This window comes from Pseudogracilibacillus amylolyticus (SeqCode), from assembly GCF_051918545.1.
Classification (GTDB): Bacteria; Bacillota; Bacilli; order Bacillales; family Amphibacillaceae; genus Pseudogracilibacillus.
This window is the reverse complement of sequence record NZ_JBPPZG010000085.1, coordinates 1-15,384: the sequence shown is the minus strand read 5'-3', so window position 1 is coordinate 15,384 and position 15,384 is coordinate 1. Positions and strand designations below refer to the sequence as shown.

Below are 15,384 nucleotides of genomic sequence, written 5' to 3'. Positions count from 1 at the left end.
GACTTGAGCAACTTTCAGCCTGACTTGAGCAAATATCAACTTCAACTTATGCGAATTCGTGATTAATTTTTCCCAAAAATAAAAAGCTTGTAGTCTCTACAAGCTTTATCATTTCATTTATGCAGTTTGTCTGAACGAATCCATAACTGCTGTTACCATCAAGCTGATTCCAGCTGCGAATAAACAAGCAATTCCCAAACCACCAAGGCCTGCACCCATAATCCAAATTCGGTCTAAGATCGTAGCAAATAATAAGAGAATAAGACCAGCTGCAAAGAAAATGAGTCCCGGGAAGTATGTAGCATAACTTTTCTTTGGTGTTGCTTTTACAAGAATAAAACTTATAATAAGTAATGCTACTGTTAAAACAGCACCGATCGTTAATGTTGCTTGAATCATTTCGTCACCTCATGTCATCCGTCTATATATTTTTTCTCAACCTATAGTTTACAATTGAAACTTTCTAAAGTCAATTAAACTGCGTAGACATCGTTTATTATTCGTTATTATTATTCTTCTTCACCTAAAGTATAATTCACTCGTACGATTATATTATTCATTTCCTGTCGTAACTCGTTATATACTTCATCAAATGCTTCTTTTTGTTGTTCTGGGTTTTGAAAAGTACCCAACTGTCCCCATAGCTGATGAATTAATTGCATATTTTCATATAATACAGCATCTGAAACTGTTTGTGGGGCTGGAATAATATTCGAAGGGCTACCCAATTTTTCATATTCCTCCAATATTTTTTCAAACCCAACACCTGAATAGAGATCATTTTCCATCATTAATCCTAAATCATTTAACAAGGGACCGCTTAGCTCGATAATTTGAATAATACTCCGTTCTAAATTAGTCGCTTCTTCCCATGTGCGGTATTCGGACGGGTCTTTTCCTTGCAGTTCTTTTGGTTGATTCGCAATAAAAAATTCATACGCTGTCTCAATATGACTTTCCGGGATAATATAAGCTTCTCCTTCATGAGCTTCAATAAAAGCATCACTGTAATTCATAATATAATTTATATTTCCATCCATACTTTCTATGCTTCGAATTGGATAATCATCAAAATCAAAATATATTCGTCCATTTTCGTCCATATATTCCTCAACAATTTCTTTTTCAGTATGATGATATTTATAGTTGCCATCTTCATTATATTGGCTACCAATTTTTTTAGTCTTAATATCGAGTACCCCTTGTTTAGCTGCCTTTTCATAAAAATCTTCCAGTTCATCTTTATCCAATTTTGCTAATGTTTCTGGATCCCACGCATCCATATTAGTAGGATCTACAGTCAGATCAGTTTCCTCATTCTTAATCTCTTTAGATTCTTCTTTCACTGGTTGATCTTTTTTTGTAACAACTTTTTCAACCATTGACATACAGCCAGATAGATAGACAATGCTTATTGCAAATATAATGAATCTTTTCATATCGATTCCCCCCAAATTTGCACAGTATTTGTTATTATAACACGGGAAGTTAGTTGAAGCATCGGACCTTCTATCCGTGACTTTATAGGGAGAAAAAATATTTTATTTTTAAAAGTAATATGATACAGTTAAATAAGCAAAAAATAAGGAGGAATATTTTTGGATACTGAACAGACAAATAGTAGTGCCATCATCGCATTAGTGTTAGGAATTTTATCGCTCGTTATTCCATGGCTTGGACTTATTCTCGGAATTATTGGAATCGTCTTTTATGTAAAAGCAAAAAAAGCCTTAAACGTGCCTCAAGAAAAAGGAAGTGGAATAGCACTTGCTGGGCTTATTTGTAGCATAATTGGAATTCTATTACAATTGTTTGTAATCATTGCATTTGTAGCATTCATGTTCCTAGCAGTAAGTTCTTCTATTTAAAAGATAAAAATAGTGGAAAACAACTAAACATCTTATTCTAAAATGGGACGATAACAGGACTAGAAGTTGTGATGTTCAATCGATGGATCTAAATATGTAGTTGAAGATACTGTTAAGTAATGAAAAATTAAAAACCTAGTAACAGCGCTGTTAATTTCCGCCTCCAGGCAGTCGCTTTCCGCCGACACGGCTTCAGCCTCTTTCGGAGCCGAAAGAGGCTTCAGACATGTGGAGTCTACTGCCTTCCAGCTACAATCAACCATTATGATTGTTATATCAAACTGTGCAGAACTGTTACTATGCACACCCCAGCGAAGGAAATACACGGTGACTCCTACAAAGGATTGAAGACGGAGGATCTAACCTTCAAAATACCAATAATAAAGATGTTTTTTACCAATGTCTTTAAAGTATAATAGAAAATATAAAAAGTGATAAAAACTTATTGTGACCTGTATGAAAATGAATACATATCTATTTCTTTCCTCTTTTAAGTTTCTCAATTTCTTGTCTTAATTTTATATTCTCTTTTTTTATTTTGGATACCTCTACAATCGTAAATAACAAACCAGCTAATGTTAAATACAATATTACTGTATATATCATTTATTTAAATCCCTTATCTTCAACAAACGTATTCGTTAGCGCTCCTAACTTTTCTACTTCCACCGTAACAGTATCTCCGGGCTGTAAATAAACACGTTCTTCGATAGGTCGCCCTAAAATTGCCCCCTCTGGCGTACCAGTCATAATGAGATCTCCTGGTTTTAATGTCATATAGTTTGAAATATAACTAATCAGTTGTTCACAGCTGAAAATCATATCTGCAGTATTGGAATTTTGGCGAACTTCTCCGTTCACTGTTGTTGTTAACTGTAACGAATTCGGATTTTCAACTTCACTTTTTGTTACTAAATAAGGTCCTACTGGAGCAAATCCATCATTCGTCTTCCCTACCATCCATTGTGGCGTGCGTTTTTGGATATCACGAGCGGATAAATCGTTTGTCGTACAATAGCCGAGCACAAACTCTAGTGCATTTTCTTCCTCAATGAATTTCCCCGTCTTCCCGATTACAATTCCAAGTTCCACTTCATGATCAAGACGTTCTGTCGTCCTTGGTACTTCAATTTCAGCTAAATGTCCTGTTAAAGCGTTATCAAATTTATTGAATAATATCGGCACTTCTGGATATTTAGCTTTCGTTTCGTCTGCATGTTTTTTGTAATTCAAGCCGACACAAATAATTTTACTTGGCTTAGTAATAGCAGGCCCCCATTCAATTTCTGATTCTTTTTTTACAAAACCTGCCCCCTTATAATCGAGAGATTTAACAAATTGTTCTAAACGTCTTACCGCTTCATCTCCACCTTCGATCAGTTCCATCATATCTGTAGCAACACCGTTTTCAGGAAATACTTCTACAGCCTTTTTAACATCAATAACACCTTCATCTGTCTTTACCCCAAGCGCATATGTATTATCTTTTTTAAACGTAAGAAGTTTCATGTCGTTAACCTCCTATTTATTCATTATATATAAGTCTAACAGGACTAGTCGAAATTTACACGTTTCGCTTCTTGTATGAACCTTTTCATTTTCGCTCACACTAAAACTTGATTAATTTTCACTAAAGGAAAAATAGTTGCTTCGTCCTTTTTATGTTTCTCATCAAAACATCATTGCTATAGACCCACACCGTATTCACCTGTTACGATAGAATGTGAACCTACAGAAAGGGCTGACAATATGCGTGAAAATGCACGTCCCATCATTATAGCTACATGGATTGGAATAATTGTAAATCTACTTTTAACGATTTTTAAAGGTATTGGTGGCGTTTTATCAGGAAGTCGAGCACTACTTGCAGATGCACTCCACTCTGCTTCTGATGTCGTTGGTTCCATCGTTGTACTGTTTGCTGTCAAAATAGCGAACAAGCCTCCAGATGAAGAGCATCCTTATGGACATGGGAAAGCGGAAAATATTGCTTCTATCATTGTCGCATTGCTCCTTGTTATTGTTGGAATCGAAATTAGTTTATCATCCATTAAAGTACTTTTTGGTGATATCCCTGAAGCGCCAGGAACTCTTGCGTTAATTATTTTAATTACGTCCATTGTTGTAAAAGAAATTCTATTTTATTATAAACTTTTTCTCGGCAAAAAATATAATAGTACTGCTCTAATTAGTGAAGCATGGCACCATCGTTCAGATTCCTTATCTTCTTTAGCGGCATTGGCCGGGGTCGGATTAGCTATCATAGGTGAAAAATTAAACCTTTCTTTCCTCATATATGGAGACGCAATTGCCGGGATTATCGTTTCAGTTATCGTTATTAAAGTCGGTTATCATCTTATCAAAGGATCAGCAACCGTTGTTTTGGAAAAGGTACTCCCTCCTAAGGAAGTAGAAAAATATAAACAGACCGTGCTCCAAGTGGATGGCGTGCTCCGTGTTGATCAAATGTTAGCAAGAACTCATGGAAGCTACGTCGTCATCGATTTGCGGCTCAGTGTCGATCCAAATATAACTGTAAAACAAGGCCACACGATAGCTAGTGAGGCAAAACATGCGCTACTAAATAAGCATAATGAAATAGAAGATGTACTTGTACATATAAATCCTTATCATCCCTAAAAAACCCTGCTACGTAAAGCAGGTTTTTTTGTTTGGTACCTGAAATAACCTAACCGATGCCATTTACATATACATATGTAAGTATTTATTTCGAATATTTTTTAAAATTTTAGAGAAAAAGATTTACAAACGATGATAAATATATTAATATGTATTTAGAAATGTTGCACGTGGTAAAAACTTTAGTTCATGGCGAATATATATATAAATAAAAACATTTTGTTGGAAGGTGAAATTATATGGAAGGAACCATAAATGTGAAAAATTTAAGTGTCTCTTATTATGGAAATGAAGTCGTAAAAAATATCTCATTCTCATTTGATACGGGTAATTTAATCGGAATTATCGGGCCGAATGGTGCAGGTAAATCAACGTTAATGAAAGCAGTACTTGGGTTAATTCCAAAAGACAGTGGAACCGTAGAAATATGCGGTGAGCCGATCGATCATGTTCGCAAAAAAATAGCTTACGTACCACAGCGAAGCAATATTGACTGGGACTTCCCGATCGTTGTAAAAGATACTGTTCTGCTTGGAACATTTCCTAATCTTGGCTTGTTTAGACGACCGAAAAGAAAAGATAAAGCGTTAGCCGCTCAATGTTTGGAAAAAGTTGGTATGCAAGACTTTAGCAACAGGCAAATAGCAGAACTTTCAGGTGGACAACAACAACGCGTATTCCTTGCACGAGCATTGGCACAAAAAGCAGACTTCTTTTTCCTGGATGAACCATTTGTCGGAATTGATGTAGCTAGTGAAGAAGTGATTATTAACATCCTTAAAGATTTACGTAATGCGGGCAAAACAATATTCGTCGTACACCATGATTTATCAAAGGTCGAAAACTATTTTGATGACCTCATACTCATTAATAAAGAATTGTATGGTGCAGGTCCAGTTCGAAAAGTATTCCAGACGGAAAATATGGAACGTTGCTTTAATATGAAAATTGCATTGGCTCAAGGTCTGGAGGTAGGAGTGTAGTGGAGTTTATTCAAGATTTAATGACCTACGAATTTTTACAAAAAGCATTTGTCACATCGATTATGGTTGGAATTATTTGCGGGGTAATTGGAAGTTTTATTGTTCTTCGTGGAATGGCGCTAATGGGAGATGCGATTTCCCATGCAGTGCTTCCTGGTGTCGCGATTTCGTATATGCTTGGAATCAATTATTTTTATGGAGCCGTAGTAACAGGTGTACTTACCGCTTTAGGAATTGGTATTATCAGTCAAAACAGTCGGATTAAAAACGATTCCTCTATTGGTCTAGTGTTCTCGGCAATGTTTGCGCTAGGGATTATCTTAATTACAGTTGCGCAAAGTGCGACAGACTTAACGCAGATCTTATTTGGGAACGTACTTTCTGTTCGTACATCTGATATGGTGATTACATTAATCGTAGGAGCCATTGTTTTATTAGCGGTTATTCTCTTTTACAAAGAACTACTCGTATCAAGCTTTGACGAGACGATGGCAGCTGCTTACGGATTAAAAGTGAGATTGATTCATTATGGAATTATGGTTTTATTAACATTAGTTACCGTTGCATCTTTACAGACAGTAGGAGTTATTCTCGTTGTTTCGATGTTGATTACTCCTGCAGCGACAGCCTACTTGTTAACAAACCGTTTGTCTACAATGATATTTTTAGCAGCTTTTTTTGGTGCGATATCTTCCATATTAGGGCTCTATTTCAGTTTTGTTTATAATTTACCGTCAGGCCCAATCATTGTATTGGCTACAACTGCAATATTTATTCTTATATTTCTCTTTTCACCGAAGCAAGGAACTTTTTGGCGTATGCTTCAAAAAAGTAAGCGTAAAGTAGCTATAGAAAAGTAAGACTGCTTGTTTGGGGAAAGTTGAAAAATATATTACTTAAAGTAAAAAGGAGAGTAAGGGAAGAATGAGGAAGTATTTAAAATTTATATTTGTAGCAAGTTTTGCACTGCTTATCCTTGCAGCTTGTGGGGGAAATGATGCCTCTTCAAATACAGAGCAAGGTGATACGAAAGAAGCAACAGAGGCGGAAACTAACGGGGATAAATTACAAGTAGTTTCTTCGTTTACCATCATTACGGACATGGTACGAGAAGTTGGCGGTGATAAAGTTGAGGTTCATAACTTAGTACCAACAGGAACGGATCCACATGAATACGAACCGCTTCCAGAAGATATTAAAAAAGCAACAGATGCAGATATTTTGTTTTATAATGGGATGAACTTAGAAGGTGGAGAAGAAGGTTGGTTTTTCAAGATGATTGACTCTGTTGGTCAAGACAAATCCAAAGTGTATAGTTTAACAGAACGAGTCGAGCCAATGTATTTACGTGATGAAGCAACAAGAGAAGAAGAAGTTAACCCACATTCATTCATTGACCCGGTCGTAGGAATTCACATGGTAGAAGACATGCGCGATGCATTTATTGAAGTAGACCCTGATAACAAAGAGTATTATGAGGAGCGCGCAAGTGATTATTTAAATCGACTAAAAGAAGTTGAAAAAGAATATGAAGAACGACTAGGAGCTCTTCCAGAAGAGAATAAAATTTTAGTGACAAGCGAGTGTGCATTCCAATATATGCTTGATCGATATGATATGGGAGAAGCATGTATTTGGAAAGTAGATACAGAGGAGAATGGTTCTCCTGAACAAATAAAATCACTAGTTAAATTTATTGATGAAAATAATGTACCAGTTTTATTTCTTGAATCAAACGTAGACGAACGTCCAATGGAAACTGTATCAAAAGAATCAGGTGTAGACATTTATGAAAAACCAATTTACTCAGACGAAATTGGGAACCCTGGTGATGAAGTAGATACGTATATTAAATATCTAAAATATAATATTGATATTATCTCCGATGGACTAAGCAAGTAACTTTATATGGATATTTTCTGGCAATTTTGACATATCTCTTCTTTAACCTGCCGGGAAATTTCTATAATAAAAAGGGCTATCCAAAAGGTCAATGAGAATTCACTTTTTGGGATGGCCCTTCTCTAATAAATCCCTTTGTCACGTTAATATCTACCCTCATATTCAGTTAATATAGCTATTAACGAGTACGTCATCTTTATTTATTTCATCGTTTAATACCGCCTCTGTTCGCTTCACTGTCCATCGCGGAAGGAAAGCATAAATGACACCCAAGTGCCTAGCACGTAGGGGCTAAAAGCAGCAGCTCTAAGAATGCGAAAAGTATATTTCCGTAGCGGGTTTTATATCCATACTATAGTTTGGATTTTTCTTTATTAAAAATATTTTGTCCCATTCTCTTCCTAACTCTACTGCATCCACTCTGGTTTTCCGAAACCTTGGAATTCTTCATCGATGATTTTTTCAAATGCGTCTGATTCAATTACTTCAATAATATCTTTTGCCCATGATGCATCGATGTCTTCGGTATTAACAACAACGCGGTTTCTGTAATCATCAGGCATGTTTTCAAGAGCAATCGCATCTAGTAAATCAAATCCTGCCGCTAAAGCGAAGTTTCCTGGTACAGATGCTAAATCTTCACTATCAACAGTACGTGGTAATTGACCTGCTTCCACTTCATGGATCTGTAAATTTTTATAATTTTCTTCGATATCTTTTACAGATGCTGTTAGTGGATCCGCATCGTCAGCAATTTTAATTAACCCTTCATCTTGAAGCATCACTAATGTTCTTGATAAATTCGTTGGGTCGTTTGCAATTGTAATGGTACTTCCATCCTCAATATCTTCCACGGAATCATATTTATTCGAAAATAGCCCCATTGGTGCTGTTGGTACAATAATCAGTTCAGATAAGTCTATGTTATTTTCTTCCGCAAAAGCTTCGTAATAAATTTTATGTTGGAATAAGTTTGCATCTATGTCACCGTTATGAAGTGCATTGTTTGGTTGGATGTAGTCACTGAACTCGATGTTTTCTACTGTATATCCTTTTTCCTCTAATAATGGTTTAATTGCCTTCGTTACCATATCACTATATGGTCCTGTCGTTGCACCAAATGTAATGGCATCTTTTTCTGTTGCTTCATCATTTCCTGTTCCGTTTTCGTCCGTTTGTTTGTTATTACTACCACCACAAGCTGCAAGCGCGACAACGAAAAGTACTGCAATTAATAGTACGCTAAATTTTTTCATGTTTTTTTTCTCCTTCATTTAATAAATGGATGAATACTTATCTTTTATTTACTTTCTTGGCAATGAAATCACCAGTAAATTGAATGACTTGTACGAGTACAATTAACACAACGACCGTTGTATACATTACCGTGTTATCGTAACGGTAATATCCGTAACGAATCGCTAAATCCCCAATCCCACCTCCTCCAACGGTTCCAGCCATTGCGGAGTATCCTACTAAACTGATAATCGTAATTGTTAGGCCACTAATGATGCCCGGTTTTGCTTCTGGTAAAATAATATCTTTTATGATCGTCCATGGTTTTGCACCAACAGATACAGCTGCTTCGATGACACCCCGGTCAATTTCTCGTGCTGATGATTCGACAATTCGAGCAAAAAATGGAATCGCTGCGACCGATAATGGTACTGCAGCCGCAGTCGGTCCAATCTGTGTTCCGAGTAAAAAATTCGTAAATGGTAGTAAAAATACGAGTAAAATAATAAATGGGATCGATCTGACTAAGTTTGTAACAACACCCGCAACTGCCTTAATAAAACGATTTTCTAAGATTAATCCGTTATCTGTAACATAAAGCACTATTCCAAGCGGCATGCCAATTAATATGGCAACAACGACTGCAATTCCGACCATATACAATGTTTCAAAAAATGCTTTATTTAATTCTGGCAGTAAATTAATGAGAGCTTCCATGTTGAATCACCTCCACTTTTTGCATCCGTTTTTCCAAATAACGAATCGCTTTATTAATATCAGCTTTTTCCCCGCTTAATTCCATAATGAAGATCCCAAGCGGTTCTTCATTAATGTATTCTACTTTCCCGTGTAAAATATTTCCTGAGACAGGATGCTGTTGTAACATATCCGAAACGATCGCTTCATTGGCAGTGGTACCTTGAAACTGTAAACGGATAATCGTACCAGTGCAAGCATCTAGTAATTTTTCCGGTATGGTAAACTGTAAAACCGTTTCAATGAAGTTTTTCGTTAACTCGTTTTGTGGATTACTAAAAATATCATATGTTTTTCCTTCTTCAACTACTTTTCCATCTTGCATTACTGCACAACGGTGACAAATTTCTTTAACGACTTCCATTTCATGAGTAATTAAGACAATTGTGATTCCAAGTTCTTGATTAATTTTTTTCAACAAGTTAAGAATCGATTTTGTCGTACTTGGGTCTAGTGCAGATGTTGCTTCGTCCGAAAGTAACACTTTTGGATTGTTCGCAAGTGCTCTAGCAATACTTACTCGCTGTTTCTGCCCTCCACTTAACTGTGCCGGATAATGATCAGCTTTATCGGCAAGTCCTACTAACTCCAGCAGTTCTTTTACTCGCTTCTCTCTTTCTGGAATTGGTACTCCTGCAACTTTTAATGAAAAAGCAATATTTTCTGCAGCAGTTTTCGATGAAGCGAGATGGAAACCTTGAAAAATCATCCCAATCGATTGGCGGGCTTTACGTAGTTCTTTAATGGAAAGGGCAGTTACATCCACTCCATCGATAATGATCTTTCCGCTCGTTGGACGCTCTAATAAATTAATACAACGGAGCAATGTACTTTTTCCAGCACCACTATATCCGACGATTCCGTATATTTCACCGTTTTTAATATGTAAGGATACATCGTCCACACCAATTACATTTTCTTTTTTTGTTTGAAAGACTTTTTTAATTTGTTGAAGCTTAATCATAAAATTTCCTCCTTGGAACAATGCGCGAATCGCTCCATAATTAAAACTCATACACTATTTTGATTCATTTCACATCTTAAAAAGGCTCACATTGAAATCGAAACTATGATTTAAAGTTCTTCAATTGGACTTTGGATTAGTTCGGATTTTCTTTTGTATGTTTTAATAAACTTTGTTGCTAATTATCCATAAACAGTTGAATAAGTGCTTAGGTTGTTTTCCGCTACGAACCGTTGTTTTCCGCGGGCACGTCCTGTGCGTCGTGGAAGGATAGGCCTAGGTGAGACCCAAGTGCGTAGCACGTAGGGGCTCAGCAGCCGCCTTAGGATGCGCGCAGTGTATTTCCGGAGCGATAAATTATCACTACACAACAACTACTGCACAGTTTACTTCAACGCAATAAGAACTAAACCATTTCAAAAGTAACATTCTTAACTATTTATCTTGTAATCGTTCGTCATCGAATAGAACGTTTTAGTGATGTCCAAGTCACAACTAAAAACCCCTCTTCCATTTGAAAGAGGGGTTATTTTATCTTTAAACCTTATCTTTCAGAACGGAATCATTCTGCAGGAATTAGCACCAACTCCAACGTGTGGAAGGTTGCTGTGATTTCATTGGGCCTGACCCCTCAATCACTCTTGATAAGTTATCATTTAATTTTATAGTTTACTATATTACAAGTCTTGTGGGATTTTGTCAAACATTTTATTGTTTTCGAAATAATCCTAGTTTTCCAATCCGATCTGCCGCTTCCCGAAGACGCTCCTCAGAATCAAGCAGTCCAATACGGATATACCCTTCTCCCAACGAACCGAATCCATTTCCAGAAGCAACAACGACATGTGCCTCCTCCAGCAACAAATCTGCAAATTCAGCAGACGTATAGCCCTCAGGAACTTTAAACCATGCAAAAAATGTTCCTTTAGGTGCTTCCACTTCCCAGCCGATTTTATGTAAACTCTCGACTAGAACATTTCTTCTTCTCTCATACGTTTCTACTAATTCATCGATAAACGTGAGATCCCCAGAAATCGCTGCGGTAGCCGCTTCTTGGATTGCTCCAAACAAACTAGTAAACAAGTGATCTTGCAATAAATTAATCGTCTTAATGACTGATGCGTTTCCAACAGCGAACGCCACACGCCAGCCTGCCATATTGTACGTTTTAGATAGTGTATACATTTCAATTCCGATATCTTTTGCCCCTTTTGACGCAAGGAAACTAGGTTGTTTAACACCGTCAAATCCAATCGCCCCATAGGCAAAATCATGGACGACACAAATATTATGTTTTTTTGCGACCGCTACTGTTTCATCAAAAAATTCACGTGTCGCAACTCCGGCCGTAGGATTGTTCGGATAATTTAAAAACATCAATTTCGCTTCTTCTAACACTTCTTCAGAAATTTTGCTATAATCCGGTAAAAATCCGTTCTCGGCTAAAAGTGGCATGAATTCATGTTTAGCATTTGCTAATGCGACACCTGATAAATAATCTGGATAACCAGGGTTTGGCAGTAACGTCAAGTCCCCAGGATTCAGTAAACATTGACTAACTTCGAATAGACCGATTTTTGATCCAAACATTAATGCGACTTCCTCATCTGGATTCAGATCTACATCATATTCTCGTTTATAAAAATCAGCTACCGCTTTCCTAAAATACGGAAAACCTTGAAATGGTGAATATTTATGGTTTATCGGATCTTCCGCCGCTTTTTGTAGAGCTTTCACAATATGATCGGCAGTCGGTAAATCGGGATTACCTTGACCTAAATTAATTACATCGTGCCCTTGTTTAACTAGCTCTTGTACTCTTTTTCCAAGTTTAGCAAAAAACTGATCTGGAAGTCGTTTTATCGCATCAGATTGCTCAAACACTTGCATACAAGCCCTCCTTTAAAAATCACTTATATTTAAAATATCCTATTAATGAAAAATGTCAAGTTTGTTTTTGTATAGCCGAACTAGCAAGACCCATAATCGTCATATCGTCCATCGGTGGATTATGAAGACCAGCTCTTACATCACGATAATACCGTTGGAGCGGACATTTAGCAGATAAACTTCTTGCTCCGACGATGCGCATGGCAAGATCTACAATTTCTAATGCTTTATTAACAACGGATAATTTTACCGCACCAAGTTCCGCTTTCATTGCATTTCTTGTATCTTCATCGCCTTCATCCCATTTTTTAGCGGTGGAATATAAAAATGTACTTGCTTCTAATACGCGAAGTTCCATCTCACCAATTTTTTGTCTAACAGCCGGGATCTCGGAGATCGTCCCTTTAATGCTCGATGGTGAATAAGTTGTTGCAAAATCAATCGCATATTTTTGAGCAGCTTTGGCAATCCCTAAATAACATGCCGGAATATGGAGCAACCACCCTTGTGCTCCTTTATCTCCTGGTGTAATGTGCATTAATAAATCTTGTTTTTTCAGTTTCACATTTTCAAGTACTAAATCATGACTTCCCGTTGCTTTCATCGCGATTGAGTCCCAAGTCTCTTCCACCTTAACACCATCGAGTTCACGTCGGACGAGAAAGCTGCCTACTTTTTCCGTTCCATCAATCGACGCACTAACCGAAATATAATCTAAAATCGGAGCAAGTGTAGTAAATGATTTTCGTCCATTAATAATCCAACCGTCTTCTGTTTCTTTCGCAACCGTTTCCGGTCTTCCACCCCGAGTCGGACTCCCTGTTGCAGGTTCTGTCGCGGCATTATTTAATAATGTGCCTTTTTCCAAAACATCTTTGGCAAAAGCTTCATACGTCGCTTTATCCCAAGCATTTGTTTCACCAGTATGCTTTGTAATTCCCATATGCCAGCCGATGGACAATGCTGTTGATCCATCATATTGTGCAATCGTCTCCTGCATTTTTAACATTTCATATAAAGAGATCCCTAACCCACCATATTCTTTCGGTATCGCAAGTGCAGGATAATTTATTTTTTTAAGCTCTGCAAAATTTTCAAATGGAAAAGAACCTGCTTCATCATGTTCGCGTGCACGACCTGAGAAATTCGTTGCTGTTTTTTCTAATAACTCTAGTCTTTCATCCATCGTTTTTAAGTCTGTCAATTTCATTTTATAGACCTCCTACATGATTAGTTTAACATATTCATTTTTAGCTTTCGTGTTACGCATCGGTTATATTTAAATTAAATATTTCGGATAAATTTAGTCTGATTTACTGTAGCATTAATATCATCATCTTTCAATATTTTGACCGAAGATTTCCAAGTTTTATATAACTAATAACAAATTTATATCTATATACGTTATAATAGAAGATAATTTCGTTCATATTATCACTACGAGGAGATAACAGCATATTCCCAGTTAGACCTATTCCAATTCTATTATCTAGGGACATCACGCGGTATCCAGGGGGGGAAATTGGGGTAAATTATCCTCTGTCCAATGACCGCCATCATTGACCTCGCGACGTCAATGGCAAGCAGTTTTCATTTTATTATTACCGCAGTCAATGGTAACGCAAATATTTAGTTGTCAAAGAGCAAATTTTTGTTCTTGAAATATATAATACGAGGGAGATAGAGTTATGAAAGTACAAACTATCAATGTGGAATATACAAAAAATCAGAAACCAAAACCAGATTGGAAAACCTTAGAGTTCGGTCGTGTGTTTACTGACCATATGTTCAGCATGGATTATACAGAAGAAAAAGGCTGGCATGATCCGCAAATTGTTCCATATCAAAATTTGACACTTGACCCAGCTGCGATCATCTTTCATTATGGGCAAACCGTTTTTGAAGGATTAAAAGCTTATGTTACAGAAAGTGGCGATGTTCAATTATTTCGACCTGAGAAAAATTTCACACGCTTGAATCACTCAAACGACAGACTATGTATTCCGCACATCGATGAAGACTTAGCGCTCGAAGCTTTAAAAAAACTATTAACAATTGAAAAAGACTGGATTCCGAATGAAGAAGGAACCTCATTATATATCCGGCCTTTCATTATAGCTACAGAACCGTACCTGGGAGTTGCACCTTCCAAACAATATAAATTTATGATTATCTTATCTCCAGTTGGTGCCTATTATAAAGAAGGAATTAATCCAGTAAAAATTGCGGTAGAAAATAAATATGTGCGCGCTGTATTAGGTGGAACAGGTGAAGCCAAAACTGCCGGAAACTATGCCGCAAGCTTGATGGCGCAAGAAATTGTGGAAAAAGACGGATTTGCGCAAGTTTTATGGCTGGACGGTGTAGAGAAAAAATACATTGAAGAAGTCGGTAGCATGAATGTTTTCTTCAAAATTAATGGAGAAATTATTACTCCTAAATTAAATGGTAGTATTTTAGAAGGTGTAACACGTGATTCTGTCATTCAATTACTAAAATCTTGGGGTGTTCCAGTTGTTGAAAGAAGAATTGCGATGAAAGAAATCGCCGAAGCACATGAAAACGGGACATTAGAAGAAGCATTTGGAACAGGCACCGCGGCTGTCATTTCTCCAATCGGTCAGCTGACGTGGGAAGAAAAAGACTACACCATTAATGAAGGAAAAACTGGTGAAATCGCTAAAAAATTGTACGATACGTTAACAGGTATTCAGTACGGAAAAGTGGAAGATCCGTTTAATTGGATCGTAAAAGTAGAATAATAAGAGGGGAAAACTGTCTTTTTTGTAAAAAGACAGTTTTTTATTTTAACAAGATAAAGATTAAAACATGAGGACTTCAATAGTTAACCGTAAAGCTCTTGAATAAAAATGTGGTGGCCCGTCGCTCGAACAGCGGTTAACCAGCTAGTTCGAGATTTAACCACGGAGCTGGGGCTTAACCAGCTAATTATAAATTTAACCACGAAGAACGCGATTTAACCACGCAATTCGAGATTTAACCACGGAGCCGGGGCTTAACCAGCTAATTATAAATTTATCCACGAAGAACACGATTTATCCACGCAACTCAAGCACACAAAAAAACGCCAACCCCGTTCAGAGGTCAGCGTTCACTTCATTATACCAATGATGCTAAAATAGCT

General features: G+C 36.9%; 15 protein-coding genes and 1 riboswitch. Of the genes, 6 read left to right on the top strand and 9 right to left on the bottom strand.

Going from position 1 to position 15,384, the window contains the following annotated elements:
* Positions 1-117: 117 nt before the first annotated feature.
* Positions 118-399, bottom strand: a complete 282-nt coding sequence (locus ACPYKA_RS10870) for a hypothetical protein (RefSeq protein ID WP_479542314.1) — start codon at positions 397-399, stop codon at positions 118-120.
* Positions 400-509: 110 nt separating this feature from the next.
* Complete coding sequence (locus ACPYKA_RS10865) at positions 510-1,439, bottom strand: hypothetical protein (RefSeq protein WP_479542313.1); 930 nt, start codon at positions 1,437-1,439, stop codon at positions 510-512.
* A 159-nt stretch (positions 1,440-1,598) separates the two neighbouring features.
* Between ACPYKA_RS10865 and ACPYKA_RS10860 the strand changes: the two genes are divergently transcribed.
* Positions 1,599-1,868, top strand: a complete 270-nt coding sequence (locus tag ACPYKA_RS10860; RefSeq protein WP_479542312.1) for a DUF4190 domain-containing protein — start codon at positions 1,599-1,601, stop codon at positions 1,866-1,868.
* Positions 1,869-2,342: 474 nt separating this feature from the next.
* On the opposite strand, the gene ACPYKA_RS10855 is transcribed toward ACPYKA_RS10860, so the two are convergent.
* Entirely contained in the window at positions 2,343-2,474 is a 132-nt protein-coding gene (locus tag ACPYKA_RS10855) for a hypothetical protein (RefSeq protein ID WP_479542311.1), read from the bottom strand.
* A complete protein-coding gene (locus ACPYKA_RS10850) occupies positions 2,475-3,377 on the bottom strand; it encodes a fumarylacetoacetate hydrolase family protein (protein ID WP_479542310.1) in 903 nt (300 codons plus the stop codon).
* 240 nt (positions 3,378-3,617) lie between these two features.
* Here ACPYKA_RS10850 and ACPYKA_RS10845 point away from each other — a divergent pair, with 240 nt between their 5' ends.
* The 4 genes from ACPYKA_RS10845 (at position 3,618) to ACPYKA_RS10830 (ending at position 7,393) form a co-directional block, all read left to right on the top strand.
* Positions 3,618-4,508 carry a cation diffusion facilitator family transporter gene (locus tag ACPYKA_RS10845; protein ID WP_479542309.1) on the top strand — a complete coding sequence of 297 codons (891 nt, stop codon included), beginning with the start codon at positions 3,618-3,620 and terminating at the stop codon, positions 4,506-4,508.
* A 239-nt stretch (positions 4,509-4,747) separates the two neighbouring features.
* Positions 4,748-5,491 (top strand): metal ABC transporter ATP-binding protein, encoded by a 744-nt coding sequence (locus ACPYKA_RS10840; protein WP_479542308.1) that lies wholly within the window; start codon positions 4,748-4,750, stop codon positions 5,489-5,491.
* Positions 5,491-6,351, top strand: coding sequence for a metal ABC transporter permease (locus tag ACPYKA_RS10835; protein WP_479542307.1), 861 nt, complete (start codon positions 5,491-5,493; stop codon positions 6,349-6,351). The genes ACPYKA_RS10840 and ACPYKA_RS10835 overlap by 1 nt, the downstream gene beginning before the upstream one ends.
* A gap of 64 nt (positions 6,352-6,415) precedes the next feature.
* Positions 6,416-7,393 carry a metal ABC transporter solute-binding protein, Zn/Mn family gene (locus tag ACPYKA_RS10830; protein ID WP_479542306.1) on the top strand — a complete coding sequence of 326 codons (978 nt, stop codon included), beginning with the start codon at positions 6,416-6,418 and terminating at the stop codon, positions 7,391-7,393.
* 407 nt (positions 7,394-7,800) lie between these two features.
* On the opposite strand, the gene ACPYKA_RS10825 is transcribed toward ACPYKA_RS10830, so the two are convergent.
* From ACPYKA_RS10825 to ACPYKA_RS10805, 5 genes are all read right to left on the bottom strand, one after another.
* Positions 7,801-8,649, bottom strand: coding sequence for a MetQ/NlpA family ABC transporter substrate-binding protein (locus tag ACPYKA_RS10825; RefSeq protein WP_479542305.1), 849 nt, complete (start codon positions 8,647-8,649; stop codon positions 7,801-7,803).
* A gap of 37 nt (positions 8,650-8,686) precedes the next feature.
* Positions 8,687-9,346 carry a methionine ABC transporter permease gene (locus ACPYKA_RS10820; protein WP_479542304.1) on the bottom strand — a complete coding sequence of 220 codons (660 nt, stop codon included), beginning with the start codon at positions 9,344-9,346 and terminating at the stop codon, positions 8,687-8,689.
* Complete coding sequence (locus ACPYKA_RS10815) at positions 9,330-10,349, bottom strand: methionine ABC transporter ATP-binding protein (RefSeq protein ID WP_479542303.1); 1,020 nt, start codon at positions 10,347-10,349, stop codon at positions 9,330-9,332. Before ACPYKA_RS10815 ends, ACPYKA_RS10820 begins: the two co-directional genes overlap by 17 nt.
* Before the next feature lie 541 nt (positions 10,350-10,890).
* A riboswitch (SAM riboswitch) is annotated at positions 10,891-11,000 on the bottom strand.
* A gap of 57 nt (positions 11,001-11,057) precedes the next feature.
* Positions 11,058-12,239, bottom strand: coding sequence for an aminotransferase class I/II-fold pyridoxal phosphate-dependent enzyme (locus ACPYKA_RS10810; RefSeq protein WP_479542302.1), 1,182 nt, complete (start codon positions 12,237-12,239; stop codon positions 11,058-11,060).
* A gap of 55 nt (positions 12,240-12,294) precedes the next feature.
* The gene (locus ACPYKA_RS10805; protein ID WP_479542301.1) at positions 12,295-13,449 is read right to left on the bottom strand and encodes an acyl-CoA dehydrogenase family protein; all 1,155 of its coding nucleotides are present in this window, start codon (positions 13,447-13,449) and stop codon (positions 12,295-12,297) included.
* Positions 13,450-13,927: 478 nt separating this feature from the next.
* On the opposite strand from ACPYKA_RS10805, the gene ACPYKA_RS10800 reads away from it, so the two are divergent.
* On the top strand, positions 13,928-15,001 hold the full coding sequence (locus ACPYKA_RS10800) for a branched-chain amino acid aminotransferase (protein WP_479542300.1): 1,074 nt from the start codon (positions 13,928-13,930) through the stop codon (positions 14,999-15,001).
* Positions 15,002-15,384: the final 383 nt, after the last annotated feature.